This window comes from Azorhizobium caulinodans ORS 571, from assembly GCF_000010525.1.
Lineage (GTDB): Bacteria > Pseudomonadota > Alphaproteobacteria > Rhizobiales > Xanthobacteraceae > Azorhizobium > Azorhizobium caulinodans.
Map to the genome: position 1 here is coordinate 3,187,744 of NC_009937.1, position 20,156 is coordinate 3,207,899.

Genomic DNA, 20,156 nt, shown 5'->3' on the forward strand with positions numbered 1-20,156 from the left:
CGCGCGTCGCCGGTCGCCTTCCGGAGTGCATAGATGGCCCACGACGCCCCGAGCGGCCCCACCGGCCCCACCAAGCTCGTCATCCGCAACATCGGCCTGCTGCTGAGCGGCGATCTTGAGAAGCCCATTCTCGATGCCGACACCATCGTCGCCGAGAACGGCCGCATCACCGCCATCGGCCGCCTGAAGGACGTGGACGTGGAGGGCGCCACCACCACCGTCGACGCCAATGGCGCGGCGGTGACACCCGGCCTCATCGACAGCCATGTGCATCCGGTGGCGGGCGACTGGACGCCCCGCCAGCAGCAGCTCAACTGGATCGACAGCTTCCTGCACGGCGGCGTCACCACCATGATTTCGGCCGGCGAGGTGCATTATCCCGGCCGCCCGCGCGACGTCGTGGGTCTCAAGGCGCTCGCCATCACCGCCCAGCGCACCTTCACCGCCTTCCGTCCCGGCGGCGTGAAGATCCATGCGGGCGCTCCCGTCATCGAGCATGAGATGGTGGAGGAGGACTTCAAGGAGCTCGCCGCCGCCGGAGTGAAGCTGCTCGGCGAAGTGGGCCTCGGCGGCGTGAAGGACGGCCCCACCGCCCGCAAGATGGTCGGCTGGGCGCGCAAGTATGGCATCCAGTCCACCATCCACACCGGCGGCCCCTCGATCCCCGGCTCGGGCCTCATCGACAAGGATGTGGTGCTGGAAGCGGACACGGACGTGGTGGGCCACATCAACGGCGGCCACACCGCCCTGCCCGATAGCCAGATCCGCTGCATCTGCGAGGGCTGCAAGCGTGGCCTGGAGCTGGTGCACAACGGCAATGAGCGCTCGGCCCTCTACACCCTGCGCATCGCCAAGGAGATGGGCGATCTCCACCGCGTGATCCTCGGCACCGACGCCCCCGCCGGCTCGGGCGTGCAGCCCCTCGGCATCCTGCGCATGGTCTCGCTGCTCTCCTCGCTGGGCGACCTGCCAGCGGAACAGGCCTTCTGCCTCGCCACCGGCAACACCGCGCGCATGCGCGCGCTGGACACCGGCCTCATCGAGGTGGGCCGGGCGGCGGATTTCGTCATCATGGACACCGCCCAGCATTCGGCCGGCAAGAACCTCCTGGAGAGCGTCCAGCTGGGCGACTTGCCGGGCATCGGCATGACCATCATCGACGGCATCGTGCGCACGGAGCGCTCGCGCAACACCCCGCCCGCCACCCGCGTTCCCTTCCTGGTGAAGTGAGGCGCGGGCGGGCAGATCTCGCCGCCCCCGTCCCGACATTCGCGGCCGCACCCAATGGGTGCGGCCTTTTTCTTGTGCTGGCGTCCTATTCTGGGCGCCCAAACGAAAAGAGGCCCCGCTCGGGGGCCTCTTCGCAACATAGATCCAACGCTTGGAAGGCCGGTCAGTTCTTCTGCACCAGGCAGTCGGCACCTTGCGCCCGCAGGCTTTGGCAGAGGTCGTTGGCCTGCTCGCGGGTGGTGAAGGGACCGACCTGCGCCCGGTAATAGATGCCGCGCTCGCCAAGGTCCGCCTTCTTCACGCTGGCCTTGTAGGTGCCGAGCAACTGCGGATAGCGCGACTGCAGCACCTTGAAGGAGCCGAGTGCATCGGCCTCGGACTTCTGCGAGGCCACCTGCACCACGAAGCCGCCGGCAGATCCCGGTGCCGCCGCCGGGGGCGGCGCGGCGGGAGCGGCGGCGGGCGCCGCCACGGAGGCGGTCTGCACCGGCGTCGGGGCGGGCGCGCCCGACGGAACAGGATTTTGGTTCGGCGCGAAGGCGATGGGCGCAACGCCGGGCGGCGGGGCCGGCACTGGCGAGGGTGCGTTCACCACGGAGCCGTCGGCGCGCACGGTCAGGGTGCGGACCTTCTTGGGCTCGGTGGGATTGGCGGCCTGGGCCGCGGCAGCCGCCGCCGCGGCGGCATTCACGTCCACCGGCTGCTCCTCGCGGGGCACCACGCGCTCATTGCCGGGATTTCCACCGCCGACGCGGTCATAGATGAGCTTCTGGCCGTCGCTCGTCTGCGTCGGCGCAGGACCCGCGGTCTTCACCGGACCTTCGCCCGCGCGGATCACCGGCGGCTGGCCGCTGGCGCTTTCCGAAGACGAGCCCTTGCCCGCGAACGTCTTGTAGGCGAACACGCCGCCAACGCCCACCACGGCCACCGCCACAACGGCGAGGGCCGCGACGATCAGGGTGCGGTTCTTGCGGCGCGGTTCGGGCTCGTAGAAATCCTCGTCGTGCGGCGGCATGTAGCCGTCGTCCGTATAGGCCGGGTCATAGGCCTCGTCATACTGCTCGTCGTGCGGGTGCCGGGACTGGGCCGTATAAGCGTAGCCCGCCTCGTCCTGCGCATAGGGGTCGTGCTGGGCCTGGCGTGCCGCCGGCTGGGTGGGGGCAGCGGCGGTGCGGGACTGGGTGTATTCGTCCCGCTGCGGTGCATAATCGCCGCGCTGGGTGAGCCCCGCATCGCGGTGATCGTGCCGGGCGGCGGCCTGCGTGAAGGCGCCACCGCGCGTCACCGTCCGCTCGGGCGGCTGCGGCGCGGGCTGCTGCTCCTCGTAATATTCGTCTTCATAGCCCTCCTGGGGCGCCGCAGGATCGGGGCGGCGGGAGAGCGATCCATAGCCCTGGCGCACCGAAGCGCGGCTCGGCTCGGTCCATTCATCGGGCCGGGCGGCGGCGCGGGTGGGCGCCATGTGGGCGGGCGTGCCGGGCGGGGGCTCGCGCATGCCGCGACGGCCGGGCTGCCAGTCATCATAGCGCCGATCGGGCGGGGGAGCGGGAGCGGCCTGCTGCTGGCGACCGGCCGGCGCACGGGTCGCCTCGGGCTGCACCGGCGGCGGGGCGCGACGCGGATCGTTGAAATCGGCGAAGGGGTCTTCATCCCCGATCAGCCGCGCGAGTTCAGCCAGGGCCTCGTCGGCGCGACTGGCGGGCGCGGCGTCTCGCGCGGTGGGACGCTCCATGCGCGGCACGCGGCCGTCATTGGCCTGAGTGTCGTCGCGCCGGTAGCGGAACCTGCTTTCGTCGCCCATGTCGCCTCGATTATGCCCATCGGCCATCGAGGGTGGCGGGCCGCCGGCTCTGGCGGCTCCGACCCGCGACGGTCACTTCATTTCGTCGACGGCCTCGACACCCAGCAAGCCAAGGCCAGAGGCGAGGACCGCAGCCACGCCGTGGACCAAAGCCAGACGGGCCATGGTCAATTCTCGATCATTCTCGATAATGAAGCGTAAATGTGGCAAGTCTTTTCCGCGGTTCCACTGTCCGTGGAACTCGCTCGCCACCTCATGCAGATAGAAGGCCACGCGGTGCGGTTCGCGGGCGTGAGCCGCCTGCTCCACAAGGCGCGGCCAGCCCGCCAGCCGCTTCACCAGACCAAGTTCGCCCTCGTCCGTCAACCGGTCCAGCGGCGCGTGCGCATAAATGGCGCCGCTTTCCGGCAGATCGGCATGCTGTTCCTTCGCGTTGCGCAGGATCGACTGCGCCCGCGCATGCGCATACTGCACATAGAATACGGGGTTCTCGCGGGACTGCTCGATCACCTTCGCGAGATCGAAATCGAGCGTCGCGTCATTCTTGCGGAACAGCATCATGAAGCGGACCGCATCGCGCCCCACCTCGTCCACCACCTCGCGGAGCGTGACGAAGGAGCCCGCGCGCTTCGACATGCGCACCTGCTCGCCGTTGCGCAGCAGGCGCACGAGCTGACACAGTTCCACATCGAGGGTCGCCTGACCGGCGGTGACCGCCTTCACGGCGGCCTGCATGCGCTTCACATAGCCGCCATGGTCGGCGCCCCAGACATCGATCATGCGGCGGAAGCCGCGGTCGAACTTGTCCTTGTGATAGGCGATGTCGCCGGCGAAATAGGTGTAGCTGCCGTCGGACTTCACCAGCGGGCGGTCCACATCGTCACCATGGGCGGTGGAGCGGAACAGGCTCTGCTCGCGATCCTCCCAGTCCTCGATGGGCGCGCCCTTGGGCGGCGGCAGACGGCCCTCATAAACCTCCCCGGTGCGACGCAGTTGCTCGATGGTGAGGCCCACCCGGTCGATGCCGGCGGCGGTCAGCGAGCGCTCGGAGAAGAAGACGTCGAAGGAGATGCCGAGCGCCTGGAGATCGTCGCGGATCATCTCCATCATCGCGCCGATGGCGAAGGTGCGGAAAATCGGCAGCCACTCGCTCTCGGGCGATTCCAGATATTCCGAGCCGTGCACCTCGGCGAGCGTCTTGCCCACGGGCACGAGGTAATCGCCCGGATAGAGCCCGTCGGGGATCTCGACCGTCTCGCCGGTGGCCGCCTCGCGATAGCGCAGGTAGGCGGAGCGAGCGAGCACGTCCACCTGGGCGCCCGCGTCGTTGATGTAATATTCGCGGGTCACCTTGAAACCGGCGAAAGCCAGGAGGCTCGCCAGCGCATCGCCGAACACCGCGCCCCGGCAATGGCCCACATGCATGGGGCCGGTGGGGTTGGCGGAGACGTATTCCACGTTCACCGCCTCCCCGCCCCCGAGGTCCGAGCGGCCGAAGTCGGTGCCCGCGCGCAGCAGCGCGGCGAGCACGCCGGGCCAGTAACCGGCGTCGAGGGTGAGGTTGATGAAGCCGGGTCCGGCCACGTCCACCTTGGCCACGTTCGGCACCTGCGCGAGCCGCGCGGCGATCTTCTCGGCGAGATCGCGCGGCTTCATCTTCAGGTCCTTGGCGAGGACCATGGCCGCATTGGTGGCGAGATCGCCATGGGCGGCGTCACGCGGGGGCTCGACGACGATCCGGGAGAGGTCGAGCGCGCCGGCCTCGGGCAGTTCGCCGGCAAGAGCGGCGACGGCTTCTCTCACGTGATCGGCGAAGATCGCGTAGACGTTCATGGCATCATCCGTGTGGTGAAAGCAGCCGGGCGCCTAACGCAATTCCGGCGTCGTGTCAAAAAAGCGGGCGTGCTGGTCGAGGGCGTAACGGTCGGTCATGCCGGCGATATAGTCGGCCACGCGCCGTGCCATCCGCTCTGGCGGCGCCCCCTCCAGCTGCCAGTCGGCCGGCATCTCCTGCGGGCGCGCCATGAACAGGGCGAACAGGTCGCGCACCACGCCCTGCGCCTCATCCATGATGCGGTTGACCCGCGCGTGACGGTACATGTGCGGGAAGAGGAAGCCCTTCACCGCCGCCTCGGCAGTCCGCATCCCGGCCGAGAAGGCCACCAGCGGCGCGCCGGCCATGCGCACATCGAAGGAAGAGCGCACCTTGGCGGCGCGGGCGCGCGTTTCGGTCTCGCGCACCACATCCTCGACGAAGCGGGTGATGAGGCGGCGCATCACCTCGTGGATCACCCGGCCGGTTTCGAGGCTCGGCCAGGACGCGCGCACCTCGGCAAGCACCGCGCCTACCAGCGGCAGCGCCTCCAGTTCGTCCAGATGGAAGAGACCGGCACGCAGGCCGTCATCGAGATCGTGCACGTCATAGGCGATGTCGTCGGAGATCGCCGCCACCTGCGCCTCCGGCCCGGCGTGGGTCCAGAGTTCCAGATCCTGGACCGCGGAATGGGCGACAATGGCGTGGGGCAGCACGTCGCCGGCAGCGCCCAGCGGCTTGCCGGAGCGATCGGTCAGCGGACCGTTGTGCTTGGCGATGCCCTCCAGCGTCTCCCAGGTGAGGTTGAGGCCGTCGAAGCCGGCATAGCGGCGCTCCAGCCGTGTCACCACCCGCAGCGACTGCGCGTTATGATCGAATCCGCCATAGTCGGCCATGCAGGCGTCCAGCGCCCGCTCTCCGGCATGGGCAAAGGGCGGATGGCCGAGATCATGAGCCAGCGCCAGCGCCTCCGCCAGATCCTCGTCGAGCCCGAGCGCCCGCGCGATGGAGCGCGCGATCTGCGCCACCTCCAGCGTGTGGGTGAGGCGCGTGCGGTAGTGGTCGCCCTCATGGAACACGAAGACCTGCGTCTTGTGCTTGAGGCGCCGGAAGGCGGTGGAATGGATGATGCGGTCGCAATCGCGCCGGAAGGCGCTGCGCGTCCCCTCCTGCTCGGGCACGAGGCGGCCGCGCGTCCACACGGGATCGCAGGCCCAGGTCATGCGGGGCCGCGCACCGGAAACCGCCATGCCACCTCCATACGCCGATACCGGCGACATTGGCCGCGCACGTTGACTCGGCGGCGGGCGCACTTAACTATCCCTGCAACATGCAATCAACCGCCGAAAGGCGTGGGACGACATCCATGGATACCCCCACCACCGTGATCGTCACGGACAGCGCCGCCCGGCGCATCAGCGAAATCCTGTCCGCAGAGGCGCCCGAGAGCGCGCTTCGGGTGAGCGTGGAAGGCGGCGGCTGCTCCGGCTTCCAGTATCGCTTCGACGTCACCCGCGAGCGCAACCCGGACGACATCGTCATCGAGCAGGACGGCGCGACCGTCCTCGTGGACAAGGTCTCGCTCGACTACATGTCCGGCTGCCGCATCGACTTCGTGGACGACCTGATCGGCGCCGCCTTCAAGATCGAGAACCCCCACGCCACCGCCTCCTGCGGCTGCGGGACGAGCTTCTCCATCTGAAGACGGCCCCATGCAGGGCGCGCTTGCATCGCTGCACGAGCCGTCGGCTAGGCCTTGCGCCGCGCCCCGATCACGACGCCGGTCAGGATGAGCAGGGCCGAGAGGATCAGAACCGGATCCAGCCCCTCCCCGAGAGAGCGTGGCGTCAGTCGCCGAGATCGCAGCGCGGCACAAGACCGAGCTGCGCGACGCCATTGCCGACCTGCTGCCCGCCAACGCGGCCGCACCGGGGATCGCCTGGGCGGCGACGCTGGCGCTCGACGGGGCCATCATGAATGCGCAGACGGGCGCCGCCTCCATCGACGCAGCGCTTCAGGGCCTCAACGACCTGCTGGACGCCCTCAACCAGAGCCATGCGGCGATGACGCGCGATTGAGGGGCTGACGATGCCGGCCGCAGGCGGCTAAGGCTCCGGCAGATGGTCCGGCCAGGCATCGTCGAGGCACGGGAACAGCCGTTCCGTGCGGGCGAGGATGACGAGGTCCGGCTTGAAGTCCTTCACGTCGGCGGCATCGAAGCCGCAATAGCCGAGCGTGCGGCGGGAGAAGTGCATCCAGCCCGCCTCCGCCACCGGCGTCCCCGCGAACAGGCGCGTCCAGGTGCCGATGGTGAAGCTGTCCCCGATGATGAGCACCCGCGGGCCTTCCGGCCGGAAGCGCTGCACATAGGGGCGGAATGCGGGGTGTTCATGCGGCGCCCGCAGCACCGGCGAGCGCTCGATGGGCGCGTCGGGCGGCTGGAAGCGCGGCACGAAATTCTGGTCATGCACCGGCCGCGCATTGCGGCTGGTGCGCACGAGGTCGCCGGGCGGGGCCGGCTCCAACGGGCCGATCAGCACATTGGGGTCCACCGTCCAGTCCGGATGCCCGCCCGCCCGCAAGGCGGCGTTGAAGGCATAGACGGAGCTTGCAAAGGTCCAGTGGGTGTCCGAGCGCATGTAACGCGGCCCGGTGAACGGCGCCTCCCCCAGCACCTTGCGCAGGTCCACGGCGGCGATGCCGTCCGCCTTCAGGCCGGCCAGCAGGAGATCATATTCGGTCGGGCGGGGCGTGAAGTCCTTCTGCCAGTCCGGCAGGTCGCGCAGCTCCACGGACTGGGCGTTCGGCGGGATGGCGACCACCACCCGCCCGCCCTGCGGCGCCAGCTCGTCCTGCAGGGCCTTCGCCATCGCGACGAAGCGCTCCACCGCCTCGGCGCGCACGAGGTCGCCGGAGGACTGCGCCGGCGTGTTCTCCCGCCCCCAGAACAGGTGACCGTTGGAGCCCTCATAGATGTTGCGGTCGTTCGGCGCGTCCAGCGCGGCCCGGACGGTGCGGCGGAGCGCCGGCAGGCTGGCACGGAAGCCGAAATTGTCCTGCACATAGAGGCTGAAGTCCTGCACCTTCCAGAGCAGGCGCTGCGCCTCATTGGCCGGCGGGCGGCTGCGCCCGCGCCATACCCCGCGCCCCAGCGGATCCGGCACGAAATTGGCGGCGAGCAGCAGCGCGAGGATAACCAGGACGACGGCGCCGAGATAGCGGCGGTGATGGCTGAGCATCGTCATGTCAGAACCGGTAGTAGAGGAACGGCGTGCCGGAGCCGCCGCCCACCCAGAGCACGCAGACGAGCATGAGAGCGGCGACCATGACATAGTCCGCCCCCACCGCCACCCAGCCCTCTCCCTTCAGCAGCGCCGGCCGGCGCCAGCGCCAGAAGCCGAGCAGTCCGCCGGCGACCAGTGCCGCGGCGCTGAGCGGGTGAAGGCCGAAGCCCAGCGCCAGCGACTGGTCGGAAAAGCCGTTGAACCCGAGGAGGCCGCGATAGATGTCGATGGCGCCCGAGAAGGTTTCGGCGCGGAACCACACCCAGCCCAGCATCACGACCAGCACCAGATAAAGGTGCGACACGCCTGGCGGCAGGCGCCGCAGGTGGCGCCCGAGCCACGCCCGCTCCAGCACGAGGAAGGCGCCGTGCCAGGCGCCCCAGATGACAAAGTTCCAGCTTGCCCCGTGCCAGAGGCCGCACAGCAGGAAGACGATCCAGAGGTTCACATAGGTGCGGGTGGCGCCGCGCCGGTTGCCGCCGAGCGTGATGTACACATAGTCACGCAGCCAGGACGACAGGCTCATGTGCCAGCGCCGCCAGAAATCGGTGACGCTGCGCGCCGCATAGGGCAGGCGGAAGTTGCGCGGCAGCGTGAAGCCCATCATCACGCCGAGCCCCACCGCCATGGTGGAGTAGCCGCCGAAGTCGAAATAGATCTGGACCGTATAGGCATAGAGGCCGAGCAGGGCCTCCACGAAAGTCGGATGGGTGGTGGAATCGAAGACGCCATCGGCCAGCGCCGCCACCTCGTCGGCGATCATCACCTTCCAGGCGAGGCCGATGACGAAGAGGCGCATGCCGGCGGAAAAGCGCCCCCAGGTGACGCGCCGGTCGCCGAGCTGCCGCGCCACCGTCGCGTAGCGGACGATGGGGCCGGCCACTAGCTGCGGGAACATGGACATGTAGAGCGTGAACTGGCCGAGGCTGCGGTTGGCCCGTACACGGCCCTTATAAATGTCGGCGAGGTAAGAAATGGCGTGGAAGGAGTAGAAGGAAATTCCCAGCGGAAGGGCAATATCCGGCTCCGGCAGACGCAGATGGAACGGCGCAAGAAGCACGTTCAGGTTGTCGACTGCGAAATCCGTATATTTGAAGACGCCGAGCAGCAGCACATTTGCCGTGACGCCGAGGATGAGAAACGTCTTGCGGGAGGCGTTCTGCCGCTCATCAATACGCAGCGCGATGATGAAATTGACACAAATCGACGCCAGAAGCAGAAACAGATAAGGCACATAGCCGACAGAATAAAAAGCAAGCGAAAATAAAACCAGAACGAGATTACGGATCTTCAGCTTTCGGCTTGAGAAATAGAATATCAGGAAAAGCGGAAAGAAATAGAAAATGAACTCAACCGAAGCGAAGGTCATTTCAAGGGTGCCGCCCGCCTGCTGAAGTGCCTGCCTCGCAATGCCATCCTTTGCCGCGAGAGGCAATACGGATCACGGAATTGCGAACGACGACTTGGCCGTTTCAGTCGATGAACGACCGAGATACCTCTGTCTGGAACATTTCGAGCAATGATTTCTGTTCCGTTGCGGCGCCCCTCCCCTTCGCGCCCCTCGCGCTCTATGCTCCCGGGCAAGAAGGAGTCCCCATGCGTATCGCCACCTGGAACGTGAATTCCGTCCGCCTGCGCACCGAACATGCCGTCGCCTGGCTGAAGGAGGCACAGCCGGACGTGGTGTGCCTGCAGGAGATCAAGTGCCAGACCGAGCAGTTCCCCCGCGAGCCCTTCGAGGCGCTGGGCTACAATGTGGCGGTGCATGGACAGAAGGGCTTCAACGGCGTGGCCATCCTCTCCAAGCGCCCGCTGGAGGACGTGACCAACGGACTTGCTGGCGACGACAGCGACGTGCAGGCCCGCTTCATCGAGGCGGTGGTTTCGGTGCCCGGCGGGGTGGTGCGGGTGTGCTGCATCTATTTGCCCAACGGCAACCCGCCGCAGACCGAGAAATATGACTACAAGCTCGGCTTCATGGCCCGGCTGAAGGCCTTCACCGAAAGCCGCCTGAAGCTGGAGGAGCCGTTGATCCTCGCCGGCGACTTCAACGTGATTCCCGATGCCCGCGATGCCGCCGATCCCGCCGCCTGGGTCGAGGATGCGCTCTATCTGCCGCGCACCCGCGCCGCCTTCCGCGAGATCATCAACCTCGGCATGACGGACGCGCTGCGCGCCACGTCCGACGCCGAGCGCCTCTTCACCTTCTGGGATTATCAGGCGGGCGCCTGGCAGCGGGACTTCGGCATCCGCATCGATCACCTGCTGCTCTCGCCGCAGGCGGCCGACCGCCTGATCGGCGCCGGCATCGACAAGCACCTGCGCGCCTTGGAGCGCCCCTCGGACCACGTGCCCGCCTGGATCGACCTGAAGATGGCGGCGTGAGGCCGCGCGTCCGTCTGTGTTCCGAGATCAGAGGCTGAACTCGGGCCCGTCATAGGCCGTCGGCACCACGATCCGGCCGGCGGCGATGTCCGCCGTATAGCCGGTGATGGCGACGCGCACCTCCTCCGGCACGCCGGGCGCCAGAGCAAGGCGCACCGCATCGCCCGAGGAGACGCCGAGCTTCACATGCTTGCCCGGCACGAGCCGGCCGGAGACCGCGTCGCTGACCGCATCGCGCATGGCGACAGAGACGTCGGCGATGGCGCTCGCCACAAAGACGTCGGGCGCCACGGGCACCCAGTCGCGCACATTGCCGATCTGGTGGATCTTCCTGGCGCGGCACGCCTCGATGGCACCCGTGCGTCCGGCGTTCAGCATGGTGAAGATGATGTCCGCGTCCGCATCGGCCTGCGCCGCCGTCACCTTGGCGGCAAGCGCCGCGTCGTCCTGCTCGCCGCAGAAGGTCGTCAGCAGTTTCACGCCGGGCCTCGCGTGGGCGACGCCGGCGGCATAAGCGGCGCGCCCCTTGAGGCCGGGCGGCACGCGAATGCCCGAGATGTGCCCCACGGTGCCGGTCTTCGTCATCAGCGCCGCGGCGGCGCCGGCCAGCCAGGCCGACTGCTCCTGCAACACCTCGTAGCTGGTGAGGTTCGCCCCCTCGACGCCACCCTGAATGACCAGGAACTGGATTCGCGGATGATCCGCGGCAACGATCTTCGCCGCCTCGTTGCACTGACCGCCATGGGCGGCGATGACGGACGGCCCTTCTGCCGCGATGCGGCGCAGCGCAGCCACGAGATCGTCCTTCTGCGGCCGGACGCCATCCACCACGACCACATCGGCCTTGAGCTCGGCTGCCGCGGCCTCGAAGCCCGAGAAGCCCGCCTGCATGAAGCCGCCGTCATCCCGTCGGCCCGGCAGCAGCAGCCCGAGCTTCGGCTGCGCAGCGCGTGCGACGCTTTGCATGAGAGGCCAGGCGGCAAGGCCGCAAAGCGCGCTTCCGAACAGAAAGTGGCGTCGATCGAGACGAACCATGAGCAGACCCCGCCGCAGACGGCCCCGCGCCGCTGCCCGAGCGTCATTATGCCCGGCGTTCGCGGCCGCACAAGAAAAGGGATTGCCAACTATGGAAATGGCGACCTGACGCGGCCAAGGGCCGGTTCAGCGCTGGGCGGTCTTGAGCCACTGTTCCAGATATTTCAGCGCCACCGCCCGCTCATCCTCCGTCGCTTCGGAGAAGGCGTCCTCATAGAGATCGACCACCCATTTGTCGCCGGGACCGGCGGCGCCGTCACGGGCGAGCGTCAGCCACATGAGGCCGCGCGCGCCCTGCCGGGGAATGCCCTCGTCGCCCCGGAACAGAAGCTGTCCGAGCAGGGCCTGTGCCTCATACTGCCCCTTCTGGGCGGAGAGGATCAGCCAGCGGGCGGCCTGCCGCGGATCGCGCGACATGCCCGTGCCGTCGAGATACATCTTGCCGAGGCGGAACTGCGCGTCCGGATCGCCGAAATAGGAGGCCGCGTAGGAGAACATGTCCCGCGCGCGGGCCGGATCGCGGCGCACGGCGGTGTTGGGAATGCCGACGAGATAATAGGAGCCAAGGGCCACGAAGGCGCTGGCCGCAAAGCGGGCCTGCGGCGTGCCGGGATAGTCCTCGGCGTGCAGATTGGCGATGCGGCTGAAATATTCGAAGGCCTTGGCGTCGTCGCGCTTCACGCCGTCGCCGTCGGCATACATGCGGCCCAGCTTCCACTGGGCGGCGGGATGCCCCTGATCAGCCGCATAGCGCAGGGCATCGACGCCCTTCGCCGTCTGGCCGAGCCGCAGGGCCTGCGCGCCGGACCGGAAGGCCTCGTCCACCGGACGCGCACCGGGCGGCAGCGGCAGGCTGCCGGGAGGCGTCAGACCGGGAGGCGGCGCCAGACCGGCCGGCCCCGAACCATCGGTATTGCCGTCGAACGCCAGGGCCGGCGACACAGCACCGGCCACCAGCAGGCACAGGCCGGCCACGATACCCCACGCCGTGCGGCGCAGCCCGTGGCGCCCAAGGCCGCCGTTCGTTCCGATGCTGTGATCCACCACATTCATGATGCGGAAAGCATGCCCGCCAGACCGGGCAAGATCGGGGCCACGCCAAGGCCGAGCCAAGGATTCTCCTTGGCAAAGGGGGCGGTCGCCCCACTCGTCTCGACCCTGATCGGCCCCGCACCCGAACATCTGACATCAGCCTCTGGGACGGCGGCCGGGACCATTTCCCGACTTAACGCGACCGCCGTCTCGCATGGCTGATCTTGTGGCGTTTTGTGGCGGCTTCGCGGCGCCGGACGCCCCAGTTCCCCCGCGGTCACTCTTCCGCGGAGGGGTGTGTCTTTGCCGTCACAGAACGGTGATGGACCCGCTATCCACCGTCGCTCAGCGGGAGAGCTGGGCGATGGCGGCGTTAACCTTCTCCTTGCGGGCGAGATATTCGGCGCGCTTCTCGCGCTCGGCCTCCACCACCTCCTCGGCGGCCTTGGCAACGAACTTCTCGTTCGCCAGCTTGCCGTCGATGCGCGCGACCTCCTGATCGAGCTTGGCCGCCTCCTTGGTGAGGCGCTCCAGCTCGGCCTTGAGATCCACGATGCCTTCGAGCGGCAGGGCCACCACCTCGCCGCGCACCACCATCTGCACGCTGGAGGGCGGGGCAACATCGGCGCGGGTGATGCCGGACAGGCGGGCAAGACGGCGCAGCGCATCGTCCCAGGCGGACGCCCGCGCGCGGGTCTCCTCGCTGGCGCCCACCAGAACGAGCGGCACCTGCGCGCCGGCCGGCACGTTCATCTCGGCGCGCACGGAGCGGATCTCGGTGACGAGATCGACCACCCAGCCCACTTCCGCCTCGGCATCGGGCGCCTCCAGCGACAGCGCCGGCCACTCCGCCAGCGCCAGCAGCCCGCTACGGGCCGGGCCCTGCTCGCCGGTGCGCGCCCACAACTCTTCCGTGAGGAAGGGCATGAAGGGATGCAGCAGGCTGAGCGCGACATCCAGAACGAAGGCGGTGGTGGCGCGGGTCTCGTCCTTGGCGGCGCCGTCGGGGCCGGAGAGGACCGGCTTCGCCAGCTCCAGATGCCAGTCGCAGAGCACGTTCCAGATAAAGCGATAGGCCGCGCCCGCCGCCTCGTTGAAGCGATAAGCCTCGATGGCCGCCGTCACCTCATTGGCCGCGCGGGTGGCCTCGCCGAGGATCCAGCGGTTGAGCGTGCCGTTGACCTTAGCCGGATCGAAGCCCTCGGCGCGCACGCAGCCGTTCATCTCGGCGAAGCGCGTGGCGTTCCAGAGCTTGGTCGCGAAGTTGCGATAGCCCTCGACGCGGGAGGTGGCGAGCTTGATGTCGCGCCCCTGAGCCGCCATGGCCGCCAGCGTGAAGCGCAGGGCGTCGGCGCCATACTGGTTGATGAGGTCCAGCGGGTCGATGACGTTGCCCTTGGACTTCGACATCTTGGCGCCCTTCTCGTCGCGGACGAGGGCGTGGATGTAGACGTCCTTGAACGGCACTTCGCCATCCATGAACTCGAGGCCCATCATCATCATCCGGGCGACCCAGAAGAAGATGATGTCGAAGCCCGTCACCAGCACGGAGGTCGGGTAGAACTTCTTCAGTTCCGCCGTCTCGTCCGGCCAGCCCATGGTGGAGAAAGGCCACAGAGCGGACGAGAACCACGTGTCCAGCACGTCCTCGTCGCGGGTGAGGAACTGGGCACGCTTGTCGGCATCGTCGATGAGCGCCTGCGCCTCGTCCGGCGTCAGGTTCTCGGCGGCGACATTCTTGGCGATGGCGGCCTCGAAGGCCGCATCCTCATCCAGCTCGACGAAGACATTGCCGAAGGGGTCGTACCAGGCCGGAATCTGGTGACCCCACCAGAGCTGGCGGGAGACGCACCAGGGCTGGATATTCTCCAGCCACTCGAAATAGGTCTTCTCCCAGTTCTTGGGCACGAAAGTGGTACGGCCCTCGCGCACGGCGGCGAGCGCCGGCTGGGCCAGCGTCTTGGCGTCCACATACCACTGGTCGGTCAGCCAGGGCTCGATGACGACGCCCGAGCGGTCGCCGTGGGGCACGGTGTGGGGATTGGGCTCGATCTTCTCGAGCAGCTCCATCTCCGTGAACAGCTCGACGATGCGCTTGCGGGCGGCAAAGCGGTCCTGGCCGGCGAGCTCGGCGAGAATGCCGGTGGCATCGGGCGCAACGGCATAGGCCTCGGGCCGGGCCTCGAAATCGTCGCGGATGCCGCCGGCGTCGATACGGGCTTCCGCATCGAGCACGTTGATCATCGGCAGGTGGTGGCGCTTGCCGACCTCGAAGTCGTTGAAATCGTGGGCCGGGGTGATCTTCACCGCGCCCGATCCCTTCTCGGGGTCGGAATATTCATCCGCCACGATGGGAATGCGCCGGCCGACCAGCGGCAGCACGACGAATTTGCCGACGAGGTCCGAATAGCGCGGGTCTTCCGGATGCACCGCCACCGCCGTGTCGCCGAGCATGGTCTCGGGGCGCGTGGTGGCGACGATGATGAAGCGGCCGGGCTCGCCCTCCACCGGATAGCGCAGGTGCCAGAGATTGCCCTTCACCTCCACCTGCTGCACCTCGAGGTCCGAGATGGCGGTGAGCAGCTTCGGGTCCCAATTGACGAGGCGCTTGTCCTTGTAGATCAGCCCCTTGCGGTGAAGGTCCACGAACACCTTCAGCACCGCGCGGGACAGGCCCTCGTCCATGGTGAAGCGCTCGCGCGACCAGTCGCACGAGGCGCCGAGGCGCTTCAGCTGGTTGACGATGGTGCCGCCGGATTCGGCCTTCCACGCCCACACCCGCTCCACGAAGGCAGCGCGGCCCATGTCACGGCGGCCCGGCTCCTTGCGCTCCATCAGCTGGCGCTCGACCACCATCTGCGTAGCGATGCCCGCGTGATCGGTGCCCGGCTGCCAGAGCACGTCCTTGCCGCGCATGCGCTCGAAGCGCGCCAGAATGTCCTGCAGCGTGTTGTTGAGCGCATGGCCCATGTGCAGCGAGCCGGTGACGTTCGGCGGCGGGATCACGATCGAGAAACCGGGCGCGTCCACGCGCTCGGGACGGCCGCAGCGGAAGGCGCCCTCCTTCTCCCATTCGGCCGAAATGCGAGCCTCGACGGCAGCGGGATCAAAGACCTTCTCGAGCATAGGGGCGCTCCGGGACGACTGGCGTCCTCAACAGATGTGTCACGGGCCGGCGGCAGGGACCGGCAGATGGAACGACGCGCTTTCGCGCCACCCGACCTCTTCAGGCCGGCGGCACGGCAGCGTCGCAGCCCGCCGCCGGAACGGCGGACGGACCAGATGCAGTGGAAGGGGTTAAAGCCGCACCACGCCCCTCGCGTCAACGGGGCGGCGGCCTTTGGGCGCGCCGGGCGGCCATGCCTCCGGCGCGGGCGGATCAGCGTCCGCGGGAGACGCGCTCGATCTCGGAACGTACGAGCCGTTCCACGATGTCCGGCAGATGCTCGTCGAGCCAGGTCTTCAGCATGGGCCGGAGCATCTCCTTCATGAGATCCTCGACCGTACGGCCCTGCTCGGGAAGCGTTGCCTCGCCGAGCGTCTCGAACGCCGCCGCAATGGCGGCATCGGCGGTGGGCGAGAGCAGGTCCTTGCGGCGCGGCTCGGGCGGCACCACGCGGGCCATGCGCACCTCCGGCAGGGGCCGGGGCTCTTCGGCGGCGCGTGCTTCTACGGGCACCGGGGCCTCGACGGGCACAGCGGCCGGGACAACCGGCTCGCGAACGGCCGCGCGCACAGGGGCCGATTCGGCCGGGCGCGGCGGCGCATCGTTCAGGCGCGGCAGTTCGCCCAGCAGATCCTCGATGCTGAGATGGGGGATCTCCGCCGGCGGCTGCGGGCGCTCGATGCGGCGTGGGGCCTCGACGGGCAACTCGGCGCGCATGGGCGCAGGCGCTGCCGGACGCGGGGGCACCTCGCGCGGCGGGATCATGTCACGGGCCGGCCCCGGCTCGCGCGACGGCGCGAACTCGCGCAGCGGCGGCAGCTCGCGGGCGGCGGGAAGGTCGCGTCCCGTCAGCTCGGCGCGCGGCGCGGGCTCATGGCGCGGCAAGGGGTCCTGGCGCGGCAAGGGCTCTTGGCGCGGCGGCGGCTCGTGACGCGGGGTGGGCTCGGCGCGCAGAGGCTGCGGGTGCGGTGCAGGCTCCTGACGCATCGCCGTCTCGGGACGGGGCGCGTGCTCCTGCCGGAAGTCCGGACGCGGGGAAGCCGGACGGGGCGCTTCCGTCCGCGGCGCAAAGCGGGGATCGTCCGCATAGGGCGCCGGGCGCTCGCGGTAGGGCTCGCGGCCATCGGCCACCGGGGGCCGCGGCGGACGGGCCTCGGCGCGCGGCGGTTCCTGCGGGCGCGGGGCAGCGGGCGGAGCCGCCCGCCGTCCGGCATCCGGCTCATCATCGGAAATGATGCGCCGGATGGAGGCCAAGATCTCCTCCATGGAGGGTTCTTGCGGCTTTGGATATGCGGACATGCTGCGCCCTCGGCCGAAGACGTCCTTCAAGCTGCGTGGAACGCTGAGCTTTTTCATGGACGTCAGAATCGCCACCTAAGGTCGAAGTATGTCATGGCACCGGACCACCACAACAGATTGGGGGCCGGCCATCCAAGGGTTAATTATTATTTACCGTCCGGCGTCCGGATGCCAGCCCAGGCATCGCGCACCTGATCATAGTGCACGCGGGCATCATAGACCGGCACCTTCAGGCCCAGCGTCACCGCATCCAGCTTGCCGACGGAGGAGAGCAGCGAGTAGGCCGCCACCACACGGTCGCGCTGCGCCGTCACGAGGTTGGACTTGGAGGTGGTGAGATCGGTCTGGGCGTTCAGCACGTCGGTGGTGGTGCGCTGGCCCACGCGCCACTCTTCGCGGACGCCTTCGAGCGCCAGCGTGTTGGCGGCAACGGAGGCCTGGGCCGACTGGATCTGCGCCTTCGCGGCTTCCAGCGCGCCCCAGTACTGCACCGTGTTGGCGCGCACCGTATCGCGGTTCACGTCCACCTCGATGCGGGCCTGCGTGAGCAGTTCCTTGGACTGGCGGATGGCGGAATATTCGGCGCCGCCCTGATAGATCGGCACCGTCAGGTTCAGCGCCACTGAGGCCGAGCTGGTGCTGTCCACCGCGCTGTTCTGGTCATAGCCCTGGGCGAGCTGGCCCTGAACGCTGACCACGGGCGCGAGGCCCGCCTCGGACATCTTCACCTGGAACATGGCCGCATCGACGGCGAACTTGGACGCCTGGATGGCCGGGTGCGTGGACAGGCCGGCCGCGACGGCCTTGTCGACGGTGGGCGGCAGCATGAACTCGATGGACTTGGGCGCCGTCAGCTTGCCCGGCTCCACACCGATCACCTGGCGGTAGGTGGCCTTGTAGGCCTGCAGATTCGCGACCGCCTGGGCCACCTGATAGTTGGCCGTGGCCACCTGCGCCTCGGCCTGCGCCACGTCGGTGCGGGTCACCTCACCCACATTGAAGCGGTCGCGGGTCGCCCGCAGTTCCTGCTGCAACGCGGCGAGGTTCTGATTCTGCAACTCCAGCAGGGCAATGCCCTGCAGGACGTTCATATAGGCCGTCACCGCGTTGAGCAGGATGGTCTGCTCGGTGTTGCGCAGGGTCTCCCGCGAGCCCTTGACGGACGACTCCGCCTTCTGGGTGGTGCTGGCGGTGAGGAAGCCGTTGAAGATGGTCTGCGAGACCGTGAGGTTCACCGAACGCGGCACGAGCGAGTTGGTCGCGATCGTCCCGGACGAATTGGTGCGGGCATACTGCCCGCCCACGCTGGCACCGGCGGACACGTTCGGACGATAGCCCGACAGGGCCTGCGGCACGCTTTCGTCCGTGGCACGGGTGCCGGCGCGCTGCGAGTTGAGGCTGGGGTTGTTGACGTAAGCCTGTCCGAGCGCCGTCTCGAGGGTTTGGGCGGACACGCTGGAGGTCCATGCCAGACCGGAGACTACGGCCGCCGCAGCAAGAACTGACAGGCGTCGGCAAAAATGCGTCGCAAGCGACATTGAGTTCTCCCGAACCGCGGCTCCGCCCCGAGCTGTATCTGAAAGCCAGACACGCGGATTGAATTCAGACCATATCCAGCGACACCAGACGAGAAAACCGACCGGTTCGATAACCAATTGTTTTTTGGCGCACCGCGGCAGATCGGACACAGGTCCGTTCCGCCGCCGCGCGACACGGCGCAGAGCCTAGAAAGTGAAGCGCTGCGGCGCCTCGAAGCCCGGCAGCGTGGGCACGGAGGCGTTGAACACCACCCGCTCGGACACCGCACCGCCCACCTTGGTGTAGATCACCGCATGGGCCGCACCGCCCCGGCCGACCACCGCCACGAGGCGACCGCCGTCCTTGAGCTGGTCGAACAGGGCCTGCGGCACCACATCCACGGCGCCGTTGAGAAGAATCACGTCGTAAGGCCCCTCGGCTGCCCAGCCGGCGGTGAGCGGTCCCTTGAGGACGGCGACGTTGGTGATGGCCAGTTCGCTCAGCACGGCGTTGGCGGCGGCGACGAGGTCGGCATCATCCTCCAGCGCCACCACCTGCTGCGAGAGGCGGGCGAGGACGGCGGCCGAATAGCCGGTGCCGGCGGCCACATCGAGCACGATCTCGTCGGCCTGCACGTCGGCGAGCTGAATCAGCTTGGCGAGCACCATCGGCTCGATCAGATAGCGGGCCGGCTGCTGGGCGGTCGCGGCGCGGATCACCAGATCCTCGTCGATATAGGCCAGCGACTTGAGGTTGGCGGGAACGAAGCGCTCGCGCGGCATCTCCATCATGGCGGCCACGATGCGCAGATCCGTCACGTCATTGGCGCGCACCTGGGAATCGACCATCCCCCGGCGCAGTTCCGCGTAATCGACCATCGTAATCCTCCGCCACATCCCGGCGAGCCATGTTTCGGACTCAAGAGCCACACCGCCGCCATTTTTGCAAGGCGGCGGCTGCGCTTCAGAGCCGAACCGGACCGCTTATTGCCCGATGTCGGCAAGGCCCGTGAACGTGACCTGCCGGAAGATCACGTGATCGCCCGCCTTCAACTGCTCGAACGGCTGGTTGGCCGGAACCGGCACCACAAGGCTGTTGCCCGCCGGCCCCTGGAGCGTCACCGAACGGGTGTCGGCGGCCAGCGCCGTGATGGTGGCGGCGAATTCGCGGCGATCGGTCACCACGGCGCCGGGCTTGGCACCGAGCGGGGCGGTGTCCACCGTCACCACATTGGTCGGCACGGGCGTGCCGTCATTGGGATGGACAACGCTGATGTTCGTCACCTGCTCGATCACCAGCTTGATCTCGTCGCCGACCTTCACCTGCGGGAGATTCTTGACCTCCGGACCGGCCTTCAGGGCTGACCAGTTGCCGTCGGCGGCGACCAGCGTCACCACCCGCTTGTCGAGATCGAGGGCGGAGACCTTGGCCACGCTCTGGACGGCGCGGACGACGGTGATTTCGAGAATCGGCTGGGCCAGCGCCAGCCCCGGCGTGAGGAGCGCCGTCGCGAGCACGAAGGCCATTCGGAGAGCGGGACGGCGCATGGGGATCAATCCTCTTCCGCAGGGAGATGCCCCTGTGTGCCGTAAC

General features: G+C 68.3%; 16 protein-coding genes. 4 read left to right on the top strand and 12 right to left on the bottom strand.

Going from position 1 to position 20,156, the window contains the following annotated elements:
- Positions 1-33: 33 nt before the first annotated feature.
- Complete coding sequence (locus AZC_RS14495; RefSeq protein ID WP_012171328.1) at positions 34-1,230, top strand: amidohydrolase family protein; 1,197 nt, start codon at positions 34-36, stop codon at positions 1,228-1,230.
- Positions 1,231-1,393: 163 nt separating this feature from the next.
- Here AZC_RS14495 and AZC_RS14500 read toward each other — a convergent pair whose 3' ends face one another.
- The 3 genes from AZC_RS14500 to AZC_RS14510 all read right to left on the bottom strand — a co-directional run bounded on the left by AZC_RS14500 (position 1,394) and on the right by AZC_RS14510 (position 6,094).
- Positions 1,394-3,031: an SPOR domain-containing protein gene (locus AZC_RS14500; protein ID WP_043879407.1), complete on the bottom strand. Its 1,638-nt coding sequence runs from the start codon at positions 3,029-3,031 to the stop codon at positions 1,394-1,396.
- A 72-nt stretch (positions 3,032-3,103) separates the two neighbouring features.
- Complete coding sequence (gene argS, locus AZC_RS14505) at positions 3,104-4,864, bottom strand: arginine--tRNA ligase (RefSeq protein WP_012171330.1); 1,761 nt, start codon at positions 4,862-4,864, stop codon at positions 3,104-3,106.
- A 33-nt stretch (positions 4,865-4,897) separates the two neighbouring features.
- Positions 4,898-6,094: a deoxyguanosinetriphosphate triphosphohydrolase gene (locus AZC_RS14510; protein ID WP_012171331.1), complete on the bottom strand. Its 1,197-nt coding sequence runs from the start codon at positions 6,092-6,094 to the stop codon at positions 4,898-4,900.
- Between the two features lie 116 nt (positions 6,095-6,210).
- Here AZC_RS14510 and erpA point away from each other — a divergent pair, with 116 nt between their 5' ends.
- Together erpA and AZC_RS14520 are read left to right on the top strand one after the other, a co-directional pair.
- Entirely contained in the window at positions 6,211-6,546 is a 336-nt protein-coding gene (gene erpA / locus AZC_RS14515) for an iron-sulfur cluster insertion protein ErpA (protein WP_043879408.1), read from the top strand.
- A gap of 139 nt (positions 6,547-6,685) precedes the next feature.
- The gene (locus tag AZC_RS14520; protein ID WP_012171333.1) at positions 6,686-6,922 is read left to right on the top strand and encodes a hypothetical protein; all 237 of its coding nucleotides are present in this window, start codon (positions 6,686-6,688) and stop codon (positions 6,920-6,922) included.
- A 27-nt stretch (positions 6,923-6,949) separates the two neighbouring features.
- Here the strand turns inward: AZC_RS14520 and AZC_RS14525 are convergent, their stop codons facing one another.
- Positions 6,950-8,089, bottom strand: a complete 1,140-nt coding sequence (locus tag AZC_RS14525; protein ID WP_012171334.1) for an alginate O-acetyltransferase AlgX-related protein — start codon at positions 8,087-8,089, stop codon at positions 6,950-6,952.
- 1 nt (position 8,090) lies between these two features.
- Positions 8,091-9,362 (bottom strand): MBOAT family O-acyltransferase, encoded by a 1,272-nt coding sequence (locus AZC_RS14530; protein WP_244421721.1) that lies wholly within the window; start codon positions 9,360-9,362, stop codon positions 8,091-8,093.
- 362 nt (positions 9,363-9,724) lie between these two features.
- On the opposite strand from AZC_RS14530, the gene xth reads away from it, so the two are divergent.
- Complete coding sequence (gene xth, locus AZC_RS14535; protein ID WP_012171336.1) at positions 9,725-10,513, top strand: exodeoxyribonuclease III; 789 nt, start codon at positions 9,725-9,727, stop codon at positions 10,511-10,513.
- A gap of 27 nt (positions 10,514-10,540) precedes the next feature.
- On the opposite strand, the gene AZC_RS14540 is transcribed toward xth, so the two are convergent.
- The 7 genes from AZC_RS14540 to AZC_RS14570 form a co-directional block, all read right to left on the bottom strand.
- Entirely contained in the window at positions 10,541-11,479 is a 939-nt protein-coding gene (locus AZC_RS14540; RefSeq protein WP_197531776.1) for a BMP family ABC transporter substrate-binding protein, read from the bottom strand.
- A 195-nt stretch (positions 11,480-11,674) separates the two neighbouring features.
- On the bottom strand, positions 11,675-12,661 hold the full coding sequence (locus AZC_RS14545) for a tetratricopeptide repeat protein (protein WP_244421722.1): 987 nt from the start codon (positions 12,659-12,661) through the stop codon (positions 11,675-11,677).
- A gap of 264 nt (positions 12,662-12,925) precedes the next feature.
- A complete protein-coding gene (locus tag AZC_RS14550; RefSeq protein WP_012171339.1) occupies positions 12,926-15,706 on the bottom strand; it encodes a valine--tRNA ligase in 2,781 nt (926 codons plus the stop codon).
- A 253-nt stretch (positions 15,707-15,959) separates the two neighbouring features.
- Positions 15,960-17,012 (bottom strand): DUF2497 domain-containing protein, encoded by a 1,053-nt coding sequence (locus AZC_RS25095; RefSeq protein ID WP_244421723.1) that lies wholly within the window; start codon positions 17,010-17,012, stop codon positions 15,960-15,962.
- A gap of 179 nt (positions 17,013-17,191) precedes the next feature.
- Entirely contained in the window at positions 17,192-18,583 is a 1,392-nt protein-coding gene (locus AZC_RS14560) for a TolC family outer membrane protein (protein WP_043879409.1), read from the bottom strand.
- Positions 18,584-18,769: 186 nt separating this feature from the next.
- Entirely contained in the window at positions 18,770-19,441 is a 672-nt protein-coding gene (locus AZC_RS14565) for a protein-L-isoaspartate O-methyltransferase family protein (protein ID WP_012171342.1), read from the bottom strand.
- A gap of 105 nt (positions 19,442-19,546) precedes the next feature.
- Positions 19,547-20,110: a hypothetical protein gene (locus tag AZC_RS14570; RefSeq protein WP_133866352.1), complete on the bottom strand. Its 564-nt coding sequence runs from the start codon at positions 20,108-20,110 to the stop codon at positions 19,547-19,549.
- Between the last annotated feature and the right edge of the window lie 46 nt (positions 20,111-20,156).

Bases quoted from the DNA above. Each gene is read 5' to 3' on its own strand.
- AZC_RS14495 (WP_012171328.1), top strand. From the start codon at position 34: ATGGCCCACGACGCCCCGAGCGGCCCCACCGGCCCCACCAAGCTCGTC.
- AZC_RS14500 (WP_043879407.1), bottom strand. From the start codon at position 3,031: ATGGGCGACGAAAGCAGGTTCCGCTACCGGCGCGACGACACTCAGGCC.
- argS (WP_012171330.1), bottom strand. From the start codon at position 4,864: ATGAACGTCTACGCGATCTTCGCCGATCACGTGAGAGAAGCCGTCGCC.
- AZC_RS14510 (WP_012171331.1), bottom strand. From the start codon at position 6,094: ATGGCGGTTTCCGGTGCGCGGCCCCGCATGACCTGGGCCTGCGATCCC.
- erpA (WP_043879408.1), top strand. From the start codon at position 6,211: ATGGATACCCCCACCACCGTGATCGTCACGGACAGCGCCGCCCGGCGC.
- AZC_RS14525 (WP_012171334.1), bottom strand. From the start codon at position 8,089: ATGACGATGCTCAGCCATCACCGCCGCTATCTCGGCGCCGTCGTCCTG.
- xth (WP_012171336.1), top strand. From the start codon at position 9,725: ATGCGTATCGCCACCTGGAACGTGAATTCCGTCCGCCTGCGCACCGAA.
- AZC_RS14540 (WP_197531776.1), bottom strand. From the start codon at position 11,479: ATGCAAAGCGTCGCACGCGCTGCGCAGCCGAAGCTCGGGCTGCTGCTG.
- AZC_RS14550 (WP_012171339.1), bottom strand. From the start codon at position 15,706: ATGCTCGAGAAGGTCTTTGATCCCGCTGCCGTCGAGGCTCGCATTTCG.
- AZC_RS25095 (WP_244421723.1), bottom strand. From the start codon at position 17,012: ATGGAGGAGATCTTGGCCTCCATCCGGCGCATCATTTCCGATGATGAG.
- AZC_RS14560 (WP_043879409.1), bottom strand. From the start codon at position 18,583: ATGTCGCTTGCGACGCATTTTTGCCGACGCCTGTCAGTTCTTGCTGCG.
- AZC_RS14565 (WP_012171342.1), bottom strand. From the start codon at position 19,441: ATGGTCGATTACGCGGAACTGCGCCGGGGGATGGTCGATTCCCAGGTG.
- AZC_RS14570 (WP_133866352.1), bottom strand. From the start codon at position 20,110: ATGCGCCGTCCCGCTCTCCGAATGGCCTTCGTGCTCGCGACGGCGCTC.